This window comes from Fulvivirga sp. M361, from assembly GCF_007097395.1.
Taxonomy (GTDB): Bacteria; Bacteroidota; Bacteroidia; order Cytophagales; family Cyclobacteriaceae; genus Fulvivirga.
The window spans coordinates 1-18,626 of the sequence record NZ_VKDC01000015.1; the positions used below are offsets into that span (position 1 = coordinate 1).

An 18,626-nucleotide genomic window follows, 5' to 3' on the forward strand; every position below is an offset into this window, starting at 1 on the left:
AGCCTCTCCGTAAGCCCCTTCAATTGCTCCACCTTCTCTGCCAGGTAGTTTAACTCCTCTTTAGAAATACTATACTCATCCATTTTGTAGCGAGCGTCGACATAGGCCCGGCGGAGTAGCTCAAAAAGCCGTTTTTCTTCATCGGTGGAGTGAGGGAATACCGCAAAGCGAGGGTCACAGTTTTTCACCCGCAGGTCCAGCCGCTCCAGGTCATGCTCTTTGGGGCGGTAATCTGTATATACCAACAAGATGGTGGTATAGTAGCGTTCGGTAACCTGATGAAGTAGAAAGGCCGCGTTATGAAATCTTTCCTTTTCCAGGTTAGCAGTAAAGTCATCGAGAAAATAGTTAGCACTTTCATACCACTGATCAAAATACCCCTGCGCCTTTTGCCGGGCTTCTTCTGCGGTGAGCTTCTTAGGGTTTTGCAAGTGTACCTTGCCGGTATCATACAGTACAATGCCTTCTTTTTTAATGTCCTTGAAGAAGTAGTTGCCCTGCATCAGGGACTGGTTCAGGTGCTTGCCGGAGTGGAAGATGAGGCTGACGGGTGTTTTCACGATGCCGGTATCCCGTAATACCTCGTTCACTTTAGTTTCTATTTTCAGGTGGCATTTCAGGTCGTCATGGAGGGTGACTACCAGCAGGTCATAGTCGCTTTTGTATTCGTAGAGGATGCCTTTTTCTACGTAGGTGTCTTCCACATACTCGCCCCGGGCATAGCTGCCGAAGAGGATCACCATTTCTACTTTTTTCATGCTGCTGAGCAGCTTGGTGATGTTCTGTAGTTCTTCCTGTTTGGTAAGGGGTAATTTCTGTAATGCTTCGTTCACAGGTATAATATAAAGTGGCCTTTCTGGCACTAAATATAGGTCAATATTTCGTGGTTTTAAAAGCCCTTAAGGATGAAGGGAGTAGGTGCCGGGCGCGCCCTGGAACACATTTAGTGGAAAATAATTTGTTCCAATGCTCTGGAGCGCATTTAGCAAAGCGTAATGCGTTCCTATTTTCTTTCTAAGCCCCAACATGTAGCATTTATAATGCGGATATTTTCGGCAAACTCATTTTGATCAAGAATCTCAAGAACCACTTATGAGTTTCACCCCACTAAGAAACTTACACTTCCCCCTTCCCAATCTCCTCAATTTTCTCCATACAAAGCCTCTCCGTAAGCCCCTTCAATTGCTCCACCTTCTCTGCCAGGTAGTTTAACTCCTCTTTAGAAATACTATACTCATCCATTTTGTAGCGAGCGTCGACATAGGCCCGGCGGAGTAGCTCAAAAAGTCGTTTTTCTTCATCGGTGGAGTGAGGGAATACCGCAAAGCGAGGGTCACAGTTTTTCACCCGCAGGTCCAGCCGCTCCAGGTCATGCTCTTTGGGGCGGTAATCTGTATATACCAACAAGATGGTGGTATAGTAGCGTTCGGTGGCTTGGTGGAGTTCGAAGGCTGCCTTATGAAACCTTTCCTTTTCCAGGTTAGCAGTAAAGTCATCGAGAAAATAGTTAGCACTTTCATACCACTGATCAAAATACCCCTGCGCCTTTTGCCGGGCTTCTTCTGCGGTGAGCTTCTTAGGGTTTTGCAGGTGTACCTTGCCGGTATCATACAGTACAATGCCTTCTTTTTTAATGTCCTTGAAGAAATAGTTGCCCTGCATCAGGGACTGGTTCAGGTGCTTGCCGGAGTGGAAGATGAGGCTGACGGGTGTTTTCACGATGCCGGTATCCCGTAATACCTCGTTCACTTTAGTTTCTATTTTCAGGTGGCATTTCAGGTCGTCATGGAGGGTGACTACGAGCAGGTCATAGTCGCTTTTGTATTCGTAGAGGATGCCTTTTTCCACGTAGGTGTCTTCCACATACTCGCCCCGGACATAGCTGCCGAAGAGGATCACCATTTCTACTTTTTTCATGCTGCTGAGCAGCTTGGTGATGTTCTGTAGTTCTTCCTGTTTGGTAAGGGGTAATTTCTGTAATGCTTCGTTCACGGGTGTAAGATAATGGATTATTTCCTGGCACTAAATATAGGTCAATATTTCGTGGATTTAAAAAACCTTAAGGATGAAGGAAGTAGGTGCTGCGCGTGCTCTGGAACAGTCTCCGTCCATGGTACCTAACACCCTCCGCGGACGGGACATGATATCCCGCGGAAGGGAAGCAGGCCATTCCTGAAAGAGAAAAAACTGCCCGGAAAGGTTCGTACAGCCTCCCGGAAGGGTGATGTCCCTCCCCGGAAGGAGGAAAAGTTACCCCGGAAGACTTAATATAGCTCCCCGGAAGGGTGACGTCCCTCCCCGGAAAGGGTATAAAGCTCCCTGGGAAGAATTTTATTTCATCAGAAGGACTTGTAGGTTCCTCGGACGGAATATTCTTTTGCATGACTGATGCCAATGCTATGACCTGTGGCCTGGGAACTTCCTCTTGAATAAATAAATTGCCGTAACCCGCACAACCCCCAACGATCTTTTCTTAAACCCATCTAAACGCCATATCTTTACTGGATTGACCTTATCCTAAACCATGAAATTGATTAAAAAACTACTTCTTTTTCTTTTTGCGCTACTCATTATTTTTGTAGCCTATCTTTTCTTCAATATGCTGGGCTTTGACTCCCGGCAGCTCACGGCTGACCCGGTAGCGCCCAGGCCTATTGATAAGGCGGCGATTGACCGGTTTTCAGCTTCCCTCAGGATCAAGACGGTATCTCCGGAAAACCTCGCGGATTTTGATTCTGCGGAGTTCCGGCTTTTTTCATCTTTTCTGACCGATAACTACCCGTTGACGCATTCAAGACTGGTAACGAGACAGTTTAATTCCTATAGCTACCTTTATGAATGGAAAGGCAGCAGGCCTGATCTTAAACCCATCGTATTGATGTCTCACCTGGATGTCGTTCCCGCAATGACCAGTAACCGGGCCGACTGGAAAGAAGCGCCATTCTCAGGAGTGGTAAAAGATAATGTGATTTGGGGACGAGGAGCTATTGATGATAAAGTTGGTGTAATCGGCATCCTGGAAGCGGTGGAACAATTACTTCAGGAAAACTATCAACCCGAGCGTACGGTTTATCTGGCCTTCGGTCATGATGAGGAAAGAGGCGGTATTTATGGTGCGGCTACAATCGCTCAGTACCTGCAGGACAAAGGTGTGGAAGCAGAATTTGTATTGGATGAAGGGATGTCTATCCTACGGGGCATGGTTCCGGATATAGAAAAAGATGTGGCCATGATCGGTATTGCTGAAAAGGGGTTTATCTCGTTGGAATTAAAGGTAAAAATAGAAGGGGGACACTCGTCCATTCCCAACGATGAGACCGCCATAGACGTGATGGCCCGGGCTGTGGTAAAATTAAAAGATAACCTGTTCCCGGCCAGAATATCGGAACCGGTACGTTCATTCATTGACTTTTTAGGGCCCGAAATGCCTTTTATGAACAAGTTAGTATTTGCCAATGCCTCCTTATTTGAATCGGTGATCCTGGGTATCTATCAAAAATCATCTACCGGTAGTTCACTGGTAATGACTACTACATCACCTACTATCTTTCGTAGTGGTACAAAAGACAATGTGATCCCGCAAATAGCTACGAGTACCGTCAATTTCCGGATTTTACCCGGAGAATCTTCGGCTTCCGTGATCACCCGGGTGAAAAACATCATTAATGACGAGCGCATTACCATTACCAAAGGAGAGTTTATTTCAGAGCCTTCGGCCGTTTCGTCCACGGATTCTTTTGGCTTTCAGAAGATCAACCAGACCATCGCAGAGATCTTTCCAGGCACATTAGTGTCAGCAGGACTTGTGGTGGGGGCTACGGATTCCAGGCATTTCAATCAACTCAGCGAAAACATCTACCGCTTTTTGCCTATTGTCATTCATAAGGATAATGTCAGTTCTTTTCATGGCCTCAACGAACGTATACCTGTGCACGAATATAAAAATGTGATCAGGTTCTATATCCAATTGTTGAAGAACGGCACGCTAAGAAACTGAACCGGGAAGTAAGCTTTATGGAGTTGTCTGTTCTCATGACCTTACCATTGATGTAAATCAAGTCTGCCGGATGAACGGGTTTGATATTTATCTTTTATCTTAAAAGTTAAAGACAAATTGCCTGGAGCGCCCTGGTGATCATTGGGCTGCCTTTTATTAGCGACCAGTTTATTTTATATGCAATATCCAACAGAGGAGGGAAGTGACAGTTCGGGAAAATGGTATCAGCGCATTCCTCATTCAGTCACCATGTTATTTGGCATTATTTTATTCGTCACAGTACTTACCTATGTGCTGCCGGCCGGCTCTTATGAGCGTATACTGGTAGATGGAAGGAATAGGGTGGTACCGGGGTCGTACGAGACATTACCATCCTCTCCGGTGGGAGTTATGGATATGTTCAAAGCCATACCTCTTGGTTTCAAAGCTGCCGTGGAGGTGATATTTATAGTACTGGCAGGTGGTATTATGTTTGGGGTAATGGAAAAGTCCCGTGCAGTGGAGAATACGGTAGGTACATTGGTGAAAAGACTTGGCTCAGATAAGAAGTATTGGGTGGTGGTGATCATGACGTTTGTCTATGGCTTCCTGGGCATAGCCGTTGGGTATGAAAACAATATAGCTATGGTACCTATTGCTGCCGTATTGAGCCTGGCATTGGGTGGAGACCTTATGCTTGCCGCCGGTATTTCGGTAGGAGCAATGACCGTAGGCTTTGGCCTTTCTCCTATAAACCCTTATACCGTAGGTACCGGACACCGGCTGGCAGAACTGCCGTTGTTTTCCGGGGCATTGCTGAGGAGTGCACTTTGCTTTGCATCGCTTACATTACTGGCTTATTACAATGTTCGTTATTTTAAAAAGATTACTAAAGATCCGGCGGCAAGTCTTGGAAGAGGACTCAATGAAAAAGGACTGGCATTATCAAAGCCTATTTCAGAATATAGCATGACCATCAACAATCGGCTGGTGGTAGGTATTTTTATGGCCGGACTGGGAGTGATATTATACGGAGTATTCCGTTATCATTGGTATATAAATGAGCTTTCGGCCATATTTTTAATGGTGGCTTTAGCCAGTGCCCTGGTCTCAAAAATGAATGCCAATACCATTAGCCAAACCGTACTTGAGGGAGTAGGGAAGGCCGCTCCGGGTGCGTTTATGGTGGGTTATGCTACTTCCATTAAAGTATTGATGGAGATGGGGAATATAGGAGATACCATTTCTTTTCACTTGTCAGAAATGCTTCAGGGTATGCCGTTATATGCCTCCGCACTTGGGATGTCTGCATCACAAGGGATAATTAATCTGTTTATTCCATCGGGAAGCGGCCAGGCGTTAGCGACTTTACCAGTGATGCTGCCGCTTGGAGAAGTGCTGGGGCTGACCCGGCAGGTGACCATTTTAGCCTTTCAGATTGGCGATGGGGTGACTAACCTCGTGAATCCTACGCTTGGTGGCCTTATCGCTATGCTAAGTATGTGCAGGGTGCCGCTCGATCGATGGCTGAGATTCATTCTACCTGTATTGATCATTATACTGATGCTGTCCGGGGTGGCATTGTTGGTGGCAGTAGCCACGGGTTACAAGTAAACTATATCTGCTTAGTCCGGTTCTTTTGGTGGTAAGATCGGTATCGGTAAAAAGCTTTTAATAAAACAAATTGACGTGTTAACATCAGAGCAAATATTAACAAAATTAGTTTCATTCCCGGTGTTGGGAGGAGAGAGTAACCTTGATTTAAAACAATGGATCAGGGAATATATTGAGAATTTTGGGATTGCCGTTACAGAAGTGCCGAATAAAGAAGGAACCAAGGCCTCTTTACATTGCCGGATAGGTCCGGCTGTGCCAGGCGGTGTGATCCTTTCCGGTCATATGGATGTGGTGCCGGTAGAAGGGCAACCCTGGGATACCGATCCTTTTGTACTTACCGATAAAGGAGATGGCAAGCTGTACGGCCGGGGTTCTTGTGATATGAAAGGGTTTTTGGCATGTTGCCTGGCCGTATTACCCGACATGGTAAAAGCAGACCTCAAAAAACCCATTTACTTCGCCTTTTCCTACGACGAGGAAATCGGATGCCTCTCAGCCCCGGACCTGATAAAACATATTCAGGCTACTTATGAAGAAAAGCCAAAGTACGCCATTATAGGAGAGCCTTCGATGATGATTCCAACCGTTGGACAGAAGGGTATCTGTGTTCTGGAAACGCAGGTCAATGGTTCTGCCGGGCATAGTAGCCGGATAAAGCAGGAAGTCAGCGCTATCCACGAAACGGCAAGATTGATCACCTGGCTGGAAAATAAGATGAACGAACTTATCGTAGCCAAACGATTTGACGATAGATTTGATCCGCCGCATACCACATTACATGTAGGAAAAGTAAGTGGAGGTATAGCCCCTAACGTGATAGCTGATCATGCCTCCCTGCATTGGGATGTCCGGGTGATCCCGAGAGATGACCTCTCCGGCATTATCCGGGAGTTTAAAACTTTCTGTATGCAACGTGAAAACGAGCTCAGGGAAGTATTTCCCGGGTTTAAGATAGATGTTATCGAGCATCATCCGCCGGTGCCATCTCTGGATACTTCGTTGGACCGGGACATCGTATCGCTGGTAAAGAAAATCACAGGAACCCATACAGTGGATGCGGTATCTTATGCGGCGGAAGCAGGTCAGTTTGCCGAAGGAGGTTACGAAAGTATCATTTGCGGTCCCGGGTCTATTGCTCAGGCCCACCGGGCCAATGAGTTTATTGCCAGGGAGCAGTTGGATAGAGGAGTGGAGATGCTGAAAAATCTCGTGGCGGAGCTGGAAACATAATAATAAGTCTGACTATTTTATCCGGACAGCCTGTTCTTCGATTGGTTTTCCATAGGTTAGCCGTGAGAAAAGTATCTGCAAAACTTTTTACATTTTCACTTTGAAGGAACCTAAGGGGTGAACTAAAATCGAAGTATTGTGGATCTATTTCTAAGAAAGTACATGGTATACCAGGCCGATGAAGAACCTATTCGATTGATACAGAAAGGTGAAAAAGTAATCATAAATCATTAGAAAATTTACTGATCAAGTATCAACCCTGTGTTTATAACATTGCCTGGAAAATGATTCGGAATCCTAATAACGCCGCTGAGCCTACTCAGAAGGCCATGATCAAACGGACCATTCACTTAAGTCGGTCGAAATTCAAAAGTACGTTTTGTTTTGAGCGTATCAGATAGTGGTTCTAGATAAATATCAACTCAAGGTGCCTCGCAGATTTACATTTGTGTTAAATAATGAATACATTTGACCTGTTACTTTAGGAGTGTCACGTAATTTGACTGAGAAATATCCTTTGAACCTGATTTGGCTGATACCAACGAAGGGAAAAGTTTCTATCTTTCAAAAGGTTTTCACATCGGGTGGGACCCGACTTACCAAGAACACTCCACTATTTTCTTACTAATTTATTCGTAACCGGCGAGGGACCGGGAAAGAGTACAAAATAGTCATATATGATCGATGTTAGTGTGAATCACGAATCTTATCAGTTGGATGAGACCATAAATTTGCAACGACTTATAGAGCGTCTGGACCTGTCCGAAAGTGGTATTGCCATTGCCATAAACAATGTTATTATAAACCGGTCGGACTGGAGACAAACACAGCTCAGTGATCGGGATAATATCCTGATCATACAAGCTGTTCAGGGGGGGTAAGAAATCTGGGAGTAGGGCTTAGGGCTCTGGTAAACGTATGATGAAAAGTGCCCAATTTCTGAAAGACAGCATGAAAAAACCGGTAATGGTGTACAATGCCTGCATCCCTGATACTGACCAGGTGCTACTATCTATGTATGAAAGTAGCGACATTATAGCGAGAGGAATAGGCGAGGATCAGGGAAGATGTGGAGTAAAAAGATGCTTTTCGTCATGAATTTGAGTTAAAGAGAAACAAAGTTTAGAGGGAATAATGTTGGTGGTTATCACATCAGAAAAGAAGATAGATAAGGAAGCAGAATATATACATCAGCTTTTTGAGAAAGGCCTGCCTGCTTTACATATACGCAAGCCTGGCTGGAGTATGAATGAGTATGACGCTTTTTTAAAAGATATTGACGATAAGTATTATACTAAAATAGTTGTGCACAATCATCATGAATTGGCAACGAAGTTCAGATTAAAAGGAATACACTTACGTGAAAAAGATAGGCTAAGGTTGGGTGAGATTTTGGGGGATCATATCAAAGCATATCAGGACAACGACTTTTCCGTTAGCAGTTCCTTTCATTCTACCGATGAGGTTAAAACCACTGCCTCGGCATTTGACTATGCGTTTTTAAGCCCTGTATTTTCATCCATCTCCAAAAAGGAGTATCCGGGAAGGAAATTCGATGTAGCAGATCTGAAAGCAACAGTAATAGGTTTAGGTGGGATAGACCATCACAATATAGCTATGGTGGAAAAACTTGGCTATAGTGGTATTGCTGTTCTTGGTGCTTTGTGGCAAAGAAAGGATCCGGTAACCCACTTTAGCCAAGTGATGAAAAGTTATCATACGGTTTTTACAAAAATGAAAACAATCCTTTGAATACGAGGTCAAAAGGTATGGACTATGTCAAGATGTATGAGAAAAATATTGACCGTGGATCATGGCCGTTCTGACTGTTGGGCTTATTGAATATGATATCAAAACTGCAGTACATATCGCAAGGCAAAGACATTGCTCACCACCTTGAAAATATACAAAAGGTGTGTGATTGGGGATGCGACTGGATCCAACTCCGGTTAAAACAAGTTTCTGATGATGAGTACTTCAGAGCTGGAATAGAAGCAAAAAGAATTTGTCAAAAATACGGTGCCAGGCTTATTATAAATGACAGTGTAGAAGTAGCTCATGAAATAAATGCCGATGGTGTTCATTTGGGTAAAAAGGATGCTGAGCCTTTCCAAGCCCGGACGACATTAGGGAAAGGAAAAATAATTGGCGGAACGGCCAATACTCATAATGATATAATAAGTCTTGTTGATCAAAAGGTGGATTACATAGGTTTAGGCCCTTATCGGTTTACCCAAACCAAAAAGGACCTGAGCCCTGTCCTGGGACTGGAGGGGTATGTCCGCATTTTAAACAGGCTGACCCGGGAACAGTGCCAAATACCGGTCATTGCTATTGGAGGAATAATGGAGGAAGACATAAAACATATCCGTAAAGCCGGTGCCTATGGAGTGGCCGTTTCAGGCTTGTTAACAGCGGAGGGACCGCTTACCATGGATAATCAAAAAATATACGAACAGTTACAATGAAAAATGATTTGCTGAAAATAGCCGATAAAGAATTTGAGTCTCGATTATTTACCGGTACGGGAAAATTCAGTTCGGCGGCTGTAATGAGAGCAGCACTGCTTGAAGCCGAAAGTGAGCTGATTACTGTGGCGCTGAAAAGAGTGGATGTAAAAAATATAGAAGACGATATTCTGGTTCATTTAAAACATCCGAATATTAACCTCTTGCCGAATACCTCCGGGGTACGGAACGCTAAAGAGGCTGTTTTTGCGGCACAGCTATCACGTGAGGCGTTAGGAACTCATTGGGTAAAACTTGAAATACACCCTGACCCAAAATATCTTTTGCCTGACCCGATAGAAACGTTAAAGGCCGCGGAAGAATTGGTAAGACTGGGGTTTGTGGTGATGCCTTACATACATGCCGACCCTGTATTGTGTAAACGCCTGGAAGAAGTTGGGGTTCAATGTGTAATGCCGTTAGGGGCGCCTATTGGGACCAATAAAGGTCTTAAGACACTGGACTTTCTTGAGATCATTCTTGAGCAAAGTAATGTGCCTGTGGTGATAGATGCAGGACTGGGCAGCCCTTCACATGCGGCACAGGCGATGGAGATGGGGGCCCATGCCGTTTTAGTGAATACGGCCATTGCCGTTTCTTCAAACCCTGTACAAATGGCCGCTGCTTTTAAAAAAGCGGTGGAAGCCGGAAGAATGGCCTACAATGCCTCACTCGCTCCGATACAAAACCATGCTGAAGCCAGTAGTCCTTTAACCCGGTTTTTAAATGACTGATTTTAAAACTGTATTTGAGAAGTACGATTGGAAAGAAACGCACGATAGTATTCTTTCCAAAGGACAAGCCGACGTACACAGGGCCCTTCAATCCTCTAAACGGTCTTTAGAAGATTTTAAAGCGTTGATTTCTCCTGCTGCACGTCCGTTTCTGGAAACCATGGTGCGGCGGAGTCGTGAGCTTACACGAAAACGCTTTGGGAATACCATTCAGATGTATTCTCCCATGTATTTGAGTAATGAATGTCAAAACATATGCACGTATTGTGGCTTCAGCTTCACAAATAAGATTGCAAGACGAACATTGACCGATGCAGAGATCCTTCAAGAAGTTGGATACATTAAATCCAAGGGCTACGATCATATCCTTTTGGTAACAGGCGAGGCAAACAGGAAGGTGGGCGTAAACTATATTTCAAATGCCATCCGGTTGATCCGGTCTGAATTTTCGAATATTACCATGGAGGTCCAACCTTTGGACCAACAGGACTATGAACAATTGATCTGTGAGGGCTTGTATGCGGTATTAGTTTATCAGGAAACATACCATAAAGACGAATACAAAAAACATCACCCCAAGGGGAAGAAATCTGATTTTAACTACCGCCTGGATACCCCGGACCGATTAGGTAAGGCAGGTATACATAAAATAGGACTGGGTGTTTTGTTCGGGCTGGAAGATTGGAGGCCGGATAGTTTTTTTACGGCCCTTCATCTGAAATACCTTCAGAAAAAGTATTGGAAAACCAAATATTCTATTTCTTTTCCACGCTTACGGCCTTACAGTGGTGGATTAGAGCCTAAAGTAGCCATGACCGACGTGGACCTTGTTCAGCTGATAGCGGCTTACCGTCTGTTCGATGAAGATGTAGAACTTTCAATTTCCACACGGGAGAATGCCGTTTTCAGAGATAATATTGTGAACCTGGGCATCACTTCGATGAGCGCCGAATCCAAGACGAATCCCGGAGGATATGTGGTAGAGCGGCAGTCTTTGGAACAATTCGAAATTTCAGATGAAAGAAGTACCGAAGAGATTGTGAAAATGCTTCAAAAACAAGGAGTTGAGCCAGTCTGGAAGGATTGGGAAAGCAGTTGGTAACAGGATAAATGGTGGAAAAAATAGAGTCTGTTAAAACACAAAGAGTCTGCTTCATACCAAGCAGACTCTTTGTGTTTTAAAATACTATTAATGATCATCCCACCTTTTCTTCTTCCAACGTCGGGTAATCGGTATACCCTTTTTCTCCCGGAGTGTAAAACGTGTCAAAATCCGGGGGAGTGAGAGCAGCTCCTTTTTTCATTCGTTCCACCAGGTCAGGGTTGGACACATAGGGTCTGCCAAAAGCTACAAGATGACCTAATCCTTCTTCCAGGTCTTTTTCCGCTCTTTCTTTGTCATAACCTCCACTGATGATGATAGTACCCTGAAATGCCTCTCTTATTTTGTGTTTGACTTCTACGGGCACCGGGGCAGTTCCCATGGTGGCATGGTCTACGATATGTATGTAAACCAACCCTGTTTCTTTGAGCTTCTCCGCCAGGTATACGAATTGTGTCTCCACATCATCGAAGGCACCCATGTCATTGAATGTGCCATAAGGAGAGATGCGAATACCTACTTTGTCTTTTCCAATGGCTTCTGCTGTACGTTCGGCCACTTCCAGTACAAAACGGCATCGGTTTTCTATACTTCCTCCATATTCATCGTTACGGTCATTGACCAACGGATTCAGGAACTGCTCCATCAGATAACCATTGGCAGCATGTAGCTCTACTCCATCAAACCCCGCCGCTATTGCATTTTTAGCGCCCTGGACATATTCTTCTATTGCCTGATCTATGTCTGCTTCATTCATTTTCCTGGGAGTGGTATGAGGTAGTGGTCCCTGGCTATCTGTATACATTTCGCCGGAAACCTGCTTTGTTGTGGGGGCCACCACTTCCGCTCCCTCCGGTAAGTTCGCTTCATGGGAAACGCGACCCGTATGCATGATCTGAAGGAAAATTTTACCTCCTTTTTCATGCACCGCCTTTGTTACTGACTTCCAGCCTGCTATTTGCTGATCGCTATAAACCCCGGGGATGCGGGCATATCCCAGGCCGTTAGGCGAAGGCGAAGTACCCTCGGTAATGATCAACCCTGCCGTGGCCCGTTGGCCATAGTAGGTAGCGGCAAGTTCATCCAAAGCGTTGTGTTCATGCGCGCGGCAACGGGTCATGGGCGCCATGATGACACGATTTCGGAGCGCTAACTGACCGAGTGTATAAGGAGAGAATAATTTAGTATTACTCATAATAATTTTAGATACGTGTTTAAACATTTAATTTAACGTGACTAACGTGAACTCCCGGGTTAAGTTTAACAATGCCGGGTTATTTTTTTACGTCTTTATCAAAGTGATGATTACCCGTAGTTTTTGGTTTTTAAGAGCCTGGTGATTTAAACTTTAGCTTTGGAATAGGGGTTTTCAATGGGAATTTTACATGCGTTGAGATAGGCCCTTCAGTCTACTTTCAGGGTTTTCTGTCATTCTATAATCACCCGAAATACCGTTCCTCTTGGCCTTACCAGCCGGTTGACTTTTCGGTTGAAGAAGCGCACATCATCAATGGTAAACACGTTATCACAACAGTCGCTGTCACTTGTAAATCCGAATTCTGTAGCAGCCGTGTCTATAAGAGCATTATTATAAATGATCAGAATACTATCCGGAGGCTCCAGGAGTGGGTCTTCATAGTTTAATGAGACTTGAAAAATGGTATCCTCGATACTCAATACACTTTCTGCCATGAAGGGTACTCCTGACAGGTCAGTGACCAGTAATGAATCTACCTGGGTTAACACAGGGGTATTGTTCAGATCAGAGAATTGAAGTCGCAGATCAAACTTGCCTGTACACTCATCACATTTATTACAGGCATTGAGTACTAAAGCCAAGCATAGAAGTCCAAATGGTCGGAACCATGCTTTATCCATTTTGCTAAAATCCTTCATATTATGTTAAAAAAACAACTACTTAAGTTCTGTGAATCTGATCGTTACAGGCTATTCTATATACTCTTTACGCTTGACCAACATGAACCAATCGTTATCGAGCTCCAGGTAGCCATATTCATAGCAGAAGAAATAAGTGGCCCCGGCTTTTGTTACATACTTGTTGGTATGATAGTTAAAATCAAATCCTTTTTCTAATAACTTTTCCTTCTTCATCTTCGCCTTTCCTTCAGGGTTTGACTTTTCCAGTACCCTGCGGTTTTTGCGCAAAATGTTATTGACGTTCCTGATGTAATTATTAGAATCACTATTCAGCCTGTTATTGTAAGCGTTTCTGCATTGGTCAGAGCAAAATTTCTTGTCAAACCTACCATAGATTTTGGTATCGCATTCCAGGCAAGATTTTTCTTCTGTCATTTTAAATTATTGTAAATCAATGTTATATACATTTGTAAACGTTTACAAACGTAAGTTAAACGAATACAAATATTTATTACCCGAGTATCGCCTCTACCCACCATTTACTTTGCTGCTGTCAATTCAATAGTCCTACCTATTCGATTGACCATATCAACAAATTAATGTTAAATTTTAGAGTATTTAAAATAATGAGAAATTTAAGAAACACCGTACAATTGATTGGGAGATTAGGCAAAGACCCTGAACTAAGAAAGCTGAAAAATGGTAAAGCCATGACTACCTTTTCATTAGCTACGTCTGACGTGTATAAAAATGCAGAAGGTGAAAAAGTACAGAATACGCAGTGGCATCATATAGTGGCCTGGGGGCGGAAAGCAGAAATGGTAGCTAACTATCTTTCTAAGGGTCAGGAAATAGCCATGGAAGGGCGCCTGGTATATCATCAATATGAAACTACTGAGGGAGAGAAACGCTATCTTACGGAAATTAGCATGAATGAACTTTTAATGGTGGGGAGTAAAAAATAGCTATGTGCTACCGGGTTCGGGTGAACTGCACCAGGGGCCCGGTAGCACATACTTAATCTGCCACCTTGCTTGAAGCAATGGAAATATTCATAGGTATTTCATGTCTGGCTTTTTTATAGATCGGATCAGAAGAAGCCAGTTTTCTATAGGCAGCAGGAGTAATACCCGCCTTATCAGCATAGATTTCATAGTACGCTGCTTTGGCTTCATCCAGTATTTTAATAAAGGCACCCTGTGAAGTTCCTCTGTTCGTTTGAATAGAAATGACGGCTTTTTTAGGGTTTACACTCCAGTCCGGTCTTTTGCCTGCATTCAGTACGAAATCTTTTATTTCAGTCCTTAAATTTTCGGCATTGCTTCTTTCTTCATTTTCTACAAATAATCGGTCAGAAGAGTTGATGAGTATTGTAAATAGGTTTCGGTCTTTTACAGGTACAATATTTTCTTCCGCTTTGTGAGGAGGTAGTAACAAAGTCAGTCCCTTGTCGTTTACGATATTTGTGCATACCATAAAAAAGATGAGAAGAAGAAAAGCCATGTCCGCCATAGGGCCGGAGTGTGAGCCAGTGTTGATATTTCGTCTTTTGTCGATCATTTTTAATTGAATAATTGATCCGTTGGACTAAAGTCACATTTTCTACTGCTTTATCATTTCCTTAATTTTTCTACTTTTGCAGCCGATGACATTTCTGTACCCAGGTTTTCTTCTCGGACTTCTTGCCTTAGCCATACCTGTCATTATTCATCTTTTCAATTTTAGGAAAACCAAAAAGATCTATTTTAGCAATACGCTCTTTCTCAAAAAAGTCAAAGAGGCCAGCAGTTCCAAGCTTAAATTGAAGCACTACCTGGTGCTTTTTTCAAGGCTCCTCTTCTTATTTTTTTTGGTCATGGCATTTGCACAGCCGTTTATTCCATCGGAAGAAAACCTGATCACATCCGGAAAAAACATCATTTACCTAGACAACTCATGGAGTATGAGTAATAATTCGGATGTTGATCTGGCCGCTTTGGATGCCGCAGGGAACTACTTACAAAAACTACTGGAGATATACCCTGAAAACACAGAATACAAGGTGCTTACAAATGATTTTGAAGCCTTTTCCAATACCTATAAAAGTAAGACGGAAGTTGCTGACTACCTCACAGAATTAAGGTACAGTGGCTCATCTCGTTCTGCTGAAGATATTGCCGGTCGTCTTCAAAATGATCTTGATAAAGGTGTAGGAACGGTTTATTGGATCAGTGACTTTCAGCGCTCAATGTATAACGAGCATTTGATAGAATTTGATAGTACAGTGGAAGTCAACGGTTTTCCGACTTATTTTAACTCATATGATAATGTTTATGTTGATTCTGTCTTCCTTGACAATCCTTTTCTGATTGGCGATGCCAAACCCAAATTGAGTGTAGTGATAAGAAATAACGGACTGGAAGAAAAGGACGACATGGTGGTAAAAGTATTACTGAACGATGCGGAAGTAGCCACAGGGAGTGTGACCATTCCCGGAAATGACAAAAAGGTGCTCACTTTTGACCTGGCCTTCGACCTCAAGGGTAGTAACCAGGGAAGAATTACATTTGAAGAGTTTCCGGTCACCTTTGACAATGATTTTTACTTTGCATTAGATGTCGGAAGGAAAATTAACATACTTGAGATCAAAGAAACAGACTCAAAAACACCCATTGAAAATGTATATGGTAATGCAGCGTTGTTCAATTTTCAGAGCTTCAACAGCAGTAACCTTGACTATGGGCTCATAAACAGTGCTGACCTGGTGATTCTTAACGGCATAACGTCATTAGATGCTGCTCTTACCGTACCATTGAACGATTACATGGAGCGTTATGGCAACCTGTTCATTGTTCCGGCATACAAACCTGACGTTACCACTTACCGTCAGATCATGGGTTTACAACGTTTGACAGATGCTGATACTACTGCCCTGGTACCTATAGCGGCGCCGGATTTTCAAAATCCATTTTTTCAGGATGTTTTTGAGGATAATAACCCTAATATGGTGATGCCTGCTACTACCAGTACTATTTCATGGGGTGCAGATCGCACGGCGTTGCTCAGGACGCGTACCGGTAAACCTTTTCTGTCAGAGATCAGGCGTAACGGCAAGCTCTTTATCATAAGTGCACCCCTGGATATTAACTTTACCACATTCCAAAACCATGCACTGTTTGTACCTGTAATGTATCGTATTGCTGTACAGAGTGCTAAATTGGAAAATAACTTATATCATGTCATTGACGAAGAATTGATAAGTATTTACCTGGAGGAGGGTATTAATGATAAAGTGGTCAAGCTCGTAAAGGATGAGGAAGAGCTTATTCCCGGACAGCGTGTATTAGGTAACAGGCTTTTGTTGGAAATACCAAAATATTTACTTTCAGCTGGCTTTTATGATGTGAAATTGGAAGAGCAAACATTAACTTCTTTGGCGTTCAACTACTCACCGTTGGAATCAGACCTGTCACAATTGGAGACGCCTGCCATCAAAGAAAAGTTTAAAGGAAATGTCGATATTTTTGATGCATCTGATATGGAGGCCTTTGAAAAAGCTATTCAGAATAAATACATAGGTGTGCCACTTTGGAAGTATGCAATACTATTGGCGCTGGTCTTTTTTCTGGCAGAGGCCTTATTAATTCGTTTCTTACCCTAGCCTAACTTGAACTTATGAAAATCCTTCTTAAAAATGTGATGGTGCTTGACAAAGGGTCCAGGCATCATAAGAAGAAACTCAACATTTTGGTAGATAAAGGAAAGATAACTTCCATAGGTAAAACACTACCAAAAGCGGATAAAGTGATAGCACCTAAAAACGGGATAGTGAGTACAGGCTGGTTTGATATGCGGGCCTCTTTTGGTGACCCGGGCTTTGAATATAAGGAGGACCTATCTTCAGGTTTGAAGGCTGCGCAAGCCGGTGGGTTTACCGGTTTGGCGTTATCTCCTAATAACGAGCCTGTTACGCAGACCAAGAACGAGATAAGTTACCTGACCTCTAAAAATAGCACGAGTGCTACCAAGGTATATCCCATAGCTGCCGTTACAAAGGACACAAAAGGAGAAGATCTAACAGAAATGATAGATCTTCATACGGCGGGAGCGATAGCTTTTTCAGATGGTTCGCTTCCTATCTGGCATTCGGATATTTTATTGAAAGCGCTTCAATACCTCCAAAAATTTAATGGACTTTTAATCGATAGACCTGAAGACATTCACTTGAATAGATTTGGAGTAATGAATGAAGGGGTTGAAAGTACCATTTTAGGCATGAAAGGTATGCCGGGATTGGCAGAAGAGCTTGCCGTACGAAGAGATCTCGAGTTACTGGAATATGCAGGGGGCAGATTACACTTAACCGGTATATCGACTGATCGGTCATTAGACATGATCAGGTCGGCTAAAAAGAAAGGGCTGAACGTGACCTGTGACATAACTACATTTCAGAGCGCTTTTGACGATACGATGCTGGATGATTTTGATACCAACCTTAAGGTTAATCCACCTTTCAGAACGCCAAAAGAGAACAAAGCCCTTATCAAAGGACTAAATGATGGTGTTATAGATGTTATTACCAGCGGACATTTACCACAAGATGAAGAAAGCAAGGACCTTGAATTTGACCTGGCAGAGTTTGGTATCATCAGTTTCCAGACAGTAGCGCATAACCTGGTAAACCTGTCGGAAAAAGTGGAGTTCGAAGTATTGCTGGACAAAATAACAAGGGCGCCGCGTGAACTGTTAGGTATAGCCTGTCCGGTGGTCGAAGCCGGGCAACCAGCCAACCTTACATTGCTGGACCCTGCAATGGAATGGGAGCTTAACGACAATACTAACCTGTCAAAATCCAGGAATACCCCGTATTGGGAGAAGCCGCTAAAGGGCAAAGTGGTAGCAGTGTTTAATGATAACCAGGTGTATCTGGACCAATAGTACAATGAACAGACTCCCTTCTTTGGTAAAAATTCCGTTAAAATATGCCCTGGTGGCGTCTGTACTGGCCATAGCGGTTATTCTATTGCTTTTTTATACGAACCGTCACCCATTACTTATCCCGGTATTTTATGATTACAGAATATTGCTCTTTGGGGTATTTATTTTCTTTAGTATGAAAGAGTTCAAGGAGCAACATGCGTTTGGCGTGTTACATTTCTGGCAGGGGTTTCTTATTGGTATCTTTTTTTACTTAGTACTGGGAATAGTAGTGGGTATATTCATTTTTGGCTTTGGGCATATGGAAGTTTCCTTTCTGCATGACTACGTTGAAGGTGCTATCAGAGGTCTGGAACTGAATCGTGATCAGTTGACATCGCAAAGTGCCATTACAATCACGCCGGAGCAATTCGATCATCAGATCACATTAATGAAAAGCACTAAGCCTTATCAAATGGCTTTGGATTACTTTATCAAAAGCTGCCTGATAGGTTTTTTCTTATCCATACTTCTGGCCATAATTCTCAGGCGCACTGATATAAAGACTTAAAGAGCGGACTCAGATGCCGACCATTTACCATGGTAAAAGACCACGTATGGTTTTGTTATTTGAATTTAGGCGCATTCAGGATACTTTGAAACCAAGGAGTGAATACATACCATTG

The 18,626-nt window shown here is 43.3% G+C and carries 20 protein-coding genes and 1 riboswitch; of the genes, 13 read left to right on the forward strand and 7 right to left on the reverse strand.

The features are described from left to right. From FNH22_RS16830 to FNH22_RS16840, 3 genes are all read right to left on the reverse strand, one after another. Positions 1-833: HEPN domain-containing protein (locus FNH22_RS16830; RefSeq protein WP_143399594.1), on the reverse strand; the 833-nt coding region annotated here is incomplete at its 3' end. A gap of 283 nt (positions 834-1,116) precedes the next feature. Then, positions 1,117-1,992 (reverse strand): HEPN domain-containing protein, encoded by an 876-nt coding sequence (locus FNH22_RS16835; RefSeq protein ID WP_143399595.1) that lies wholly within the window; start codon positions 1,990-1,992, stop codon positions 1,117-1,119. Between the two features lie 67 nt (positions 1,993-2,059). Continuing rightward, positions 2,060-2,383, reverse strand: a complete 324-nt coding sequence (locus FNH22_RS16840) for a hypothetical protein (RefSeq protein ID WP_143399596.1) — start codon at positions 2,381-2,383, stop codon at positions 2,060-2,062. A gap of 141 nt (positions 2,384-2,524) precedes the next feature. Between FNH22_RS16840 and FNH22_RS16845 the strand changes: the two genes are divergently transcribed. The 9 genes from FNH22_RS16845 (at position 2,525) to thiH (ending at position 11,166) form a co-directional block, all read left to right on the forward strand. Next, complete coding sequence (locus FNH22_RS16845; protein ID WP_143399597.1) at positions 2,525-3,997, forward strand: M20 family peptidase; 1,473 nt, start codon at positions 2,525-2,527, stop codon at positions 3,995-3,997. Between the two features lie 177 nt (positions 3,998-4,174). Next, on the forward strand, positions 4,175-5,590 hold the full coding sequence (locus FNH22_RS16850; protein WP_143399598.1) for a YfcC family protein: 1,416 nt from the start codon (positions 4,175-4,177) through the stop codon (positions 5,588-5,590). 75 nt (positions 5,591-5,665) lie between these two features. Further along, positions 5,666-6,823 (forward strand): acetylornithine deacetylase, encoded by a 1,158-nt coding sequence (argE, locus tag FNH22_RS16855; protein ID WP_143399599.1) that lies wholly within the window; start codon positions 5,666-5,668, stop codon positions 6,821-6,823. A 473-nt stretch (positions 6,824-7,296) separates the two neighbouring features. Continuing rightward, positions 7,297-7,390, forward strand: a riboswitch (TPP riboswitch). A 110-nt stretch (positions 7,391-7,500) separates the two neighbouring features. Continuing rightward, the gene (gene thiS, locus FNH22_RS16860; RefSeq protein ID WP_221420297.1) at positions 7,501-7,704 is read left to right on the forward strand and encodes a sulfur carrier protein ThiS; all 204 of its coding nucleotides are present in this window, start codon (positions 7,501-7,503) and stop codon (positions 7,702-7,704) included. Between the two features lie 37 nt (positions 7,705-7,741). Then, positions 7,742-7,921 (forward strand): hypothetical protein, encoded by a 180-nt coding sequence (locus tag FNH22_RS16865; protein WP_143399600.1) that lies wholly within the window; start codon positions 7,742-7,744, stop codon positions 7,919-7,921. Between the two features lie 36 nt (positions 7,922-7,957). After that, a complete protein-coding gene (locus FNH22_RS16870; protein WP_143399601.1) occupies positions 7,958-8,575 on the forward strand; it encodes a thiamine phosphate synthase in 618 nt (205 codons plus the stop codon). A gap of 92 nt (positions 8,576-8,667) precedes the next feature. Then, positions 8,668-9,291 (forward strand): thiamine phosphate synthase, encoded by a 624-nt coding sequence (locus FNH22_RS16875; RefSeq protein ID WP_143399602.1) that lies wholly within the window; start codon positions 8,668-8,670, stop codon positions 9,289-9,291. Next, positions 9,288-10,064: a thiazole synthase gene (locus FNH22_RS16880; RefSeq protein WP_143399603.1), complete on the forward strand. Its 777-nt coding sequence runs from the start codon at positions 9,288-9,290 to the stop codon at positions 10,062-10,064. Before FNH22_RS16875 ends, FNH22_RS16880 begins: the two co-directional genes overlap by 4 nt. Next, complete coding sequence (gene thiH, locus FNH22_RS16885) at positions 10,057-11,166, forward strand: 2-iminoacetate synthase ThiH (RefSeq protein ID WP_143399604.1); 1,110 nt, start codon at positions 10,057-10,059, stop codon at positions 11,164-11,166. The genes FNH22_RS16880 and thiH overlap by 8 nt, the downstream gene beginning before the upstream one ends. Before the next feature lie 94 nt (positions 11,167-11,260). Here thiH and FNH22_RS16890 read toward each other — a convergent pair whose 3' ends face one another. From FNH22_RS16890 to FNH22_RS16900, 3 genes are all read right to left on the reverse strand, one after another. Further along, complete coding sequence (locus FNH22_RS16890) at positions 11,261-12,361, reverse strand: alkene reductase (RefSeq protein ID WP_143399605.1); 1,101 nt, start codon at positions 12,359-12,361, stop codon at positions 11,261-11,263. Positions 12,362-12,594: 233 nt separating this feature from the next. After that, positions 12,595-13,062: a hypothetical protein gene (locus FNH22_RS16895; protein ID WP_143399606.1), complete on the reverse strand. Its 468-nt coding sequence runs from the start codon at positions 13,060-13,062 to the stop codon at positions 12,595-12,597. Between the two features lie 51 nt (positions 13,063-13,113). After that, the gene (locus FNH22_RS16900; protein WP_143399607.1) at positions 13,114-13,479 is read right to left on the reverse strand and encodes a hypothetical protein; all 366 of its coding nucleotides are present in this window, start codon (positions 13,477-13,479) and stop codon (positions 13,114-13,116) included. Between the two features lie 191 nt (positions 13,480-13,670). Here FNH22_RS16900 and FNH22_RS16905 point away from each other — a divergent pair, with 191 nt between their 5' ends. Next, positions 13,671-14,009: a single-stranded DNA-binding protein gene (locus tag FNH22_RS16905; protein ID WP_143399608.1), complete on the forward strand. Its 339-nt coding sequence runs from the start codon at positions 13,671-13,673 to the stop codon at positions 14,007-14,009. 52 nt (positions 14,010-14,061) lie between these two features. On the opposite strand, the gene FNH22_RS16910 is transcribed toward FNH22_RS16905, so the two are convergent. Then, the gene (locus tag FNH22_RS16910) at positions 14,062-14,604 is read right to left on the reverse strand and encodes a biopolymer transporter ExbD (protein ID WP_143399609.1); all 543 of its coding nucleotides are present in this window, start codon (positions 14,602-14,604) and stop codon (positions 14,062-14,064) included. An 85-nt stretch (positions 14,605-14,689) separates the two neighbouring features. On the opposite strand from FNH22_RS16910, the gene FNH22_RS16915 reads away from it, so the two are divergent. Genes FNH22_RS16915 through FNH22_RS16925 form a run of 3 tightly spaced genes read left to right on the forward strand, consistent with a single transcriptional unit; the run spans position 14,690 to position 18,511 of the window. Continuing rightward, positions 14,690-16,684 (forward strand): BatA domain-containing protein, encoded by a 1,995-nt coding sequence (locus FNH22_RS16915; RefSeq protein ID WP_143399610.1) that lies wholly within the window; start codon positions 14,690-14,692, stop codon positions 16,682-16,684. 14 nt (positions 16,685-16,698) lie between these two features. Beyond that, positions 16,699-17,961 carry a dihydroorotase family protein gene (locus FNH22_RS16920; protein ID WP_143399611.1) on the forward strand — a complete coding sequence of 421 codons (1,263 nt, stop codon included), beginning with the start codon at positions 16,699-16,701 and terminating at the stop codon, positions 17,959-17,961. 4 nt (positions 17,962-17,965) lie between these two features. Beyond that, positions 17,966-18,511 carry a DUF4199 domain-containing protein gene (locus FNH22_RS16925; protein WP_185154265.1) on the forward strand — a complete coding sequence of 182 codons (546 nt, stop codon included), beginning with the start codon at positions 17,966-17,968 and terminating at the stop codon, positions 18,509-18,511. Positions 18,512-18,626 lie beyond the last annotated feature (115 nt).

Excerpts from the sequence above, each read along its gene's own strand:
- FNH22_RS16840 (WP_143399596.1), bottom strand. The coding sequence starts at position 2,383 with ATGCAAAAGAATATTCCGTCCGAGGAACCTACAAGTCCTTCTGATGAA.
- FNH22_RS16845 (WP_143399597.1), top strand. The coding sequence starts at position 2,525 with ATGAAATTGATTAAAAAACTACTTCTTTTTCTTTTTGCGCTACTCATT.
- FNH22_RS16850 (WP_143399598.1), top strand. The coding sequence starts at position 4,175 with ATGCAATATCCAACAGAGGAGGGAAGTGACAGTTCGGGAAAATGGTAT.
- thiS (WP_221420297.1), top strand. The coding sequence starts at position 7,501 with ATGATCGATGTTAGTGTGAATCACGAATCTTATCAGTTGGATGAGACC.
- FNH22_RS16865 (WP_143399600.1), top strand. The coding sequence starts at position 7,742 with ATGATGAAAAGTGCCCAATTTCTGAAAGACAGCATGAAAAAACCGGTA.
- FNH22_RS16870 (WP_143399601.1), top strand. The coding sequence starts at position 7,958 with ATGTTGGTGGTTATCACATCAGAAAAGAAGATAGATAAGGAAGCAGAA.
- FNH22_RS16875 (WP_143399602.1), top strand. The coding sequence starts at position 8,668 with ATGATATCAAAACTGCAGTACATATCGCAAGGCAAAGACATTGCTCAC.
- FNH22_RS16880 (WP_143399603.1), top strand. The coding sequence starts at position 9,288 with ATGAAAAATGATTTGCTGAAAATAGCCGATAAAGAATTTGAGTCTCGA.
- thiH (WP_143399604.1), top strand. The coding sequence starts at position 10,057 with ATGACTGATTTTAAAACTGTATTTGAGAAGTACGATTGGAAAGAAACG.
- FNH22_RS16890 (WP_143399605.1), bottom strand. The coding sequence starts at position 12,361 with ATGAGTAATACTAAATTATTCTCTCCTTATACACTCGGTCAGTTAGCG.
- FNH22_RS16895 (WP_143399606.1), bottom strand. The coding sequence starts at position 13,062 with ATGAAGGATTTTAGCAAAATGGATAAAGCATGGTTCCGACCATTTGGA.
- FNH22_RS16900 (WP_143399607.1), bottom strand. The coding sequence starts at position 13,479 with ATGACAGAAGAAAAATCTTGCCTGGAATGCGATACCAAAATCTATGGT.
- FNH22_RS16905 (WP_143399608.1), top strand. The coding sequence starts at position 13,671 with ATGAGAAATTTAAGAAACACCGTACAATTGATTGGGAGATTAGGCAAA.
- FNH22_RS16910 (WP_143399609.1), bottom strand. The coding sequence starts at position 14,604 with ATGATCGACAAAAGACGAAATATCAACACTGGCTCACACTCCGGCCCT.
- FNH22_RS16915 (WP_143399610.1), top strand. The coding sequence starts at position 14,690 with ATGACATTTCTGTACCCAGGTTTTCTTCTCGGACTTCTTGCCTTAGCC.
- FNH22_RS16920 (WP_143399611.1), top strand. The coding sequence starts at position 16,699 with ATGAAAATCCTTCTTAAAAATGTGATGGTGCTTGACAAAGGGTCCAGG.
- FNH22_RS16925 (WP_185154265.1), top strand. The coding sequence starts at position 17,966 with ATGAACAGACTCCCTTCTTTGGTAAAAATTCCGTTAAAATATGCCCTG.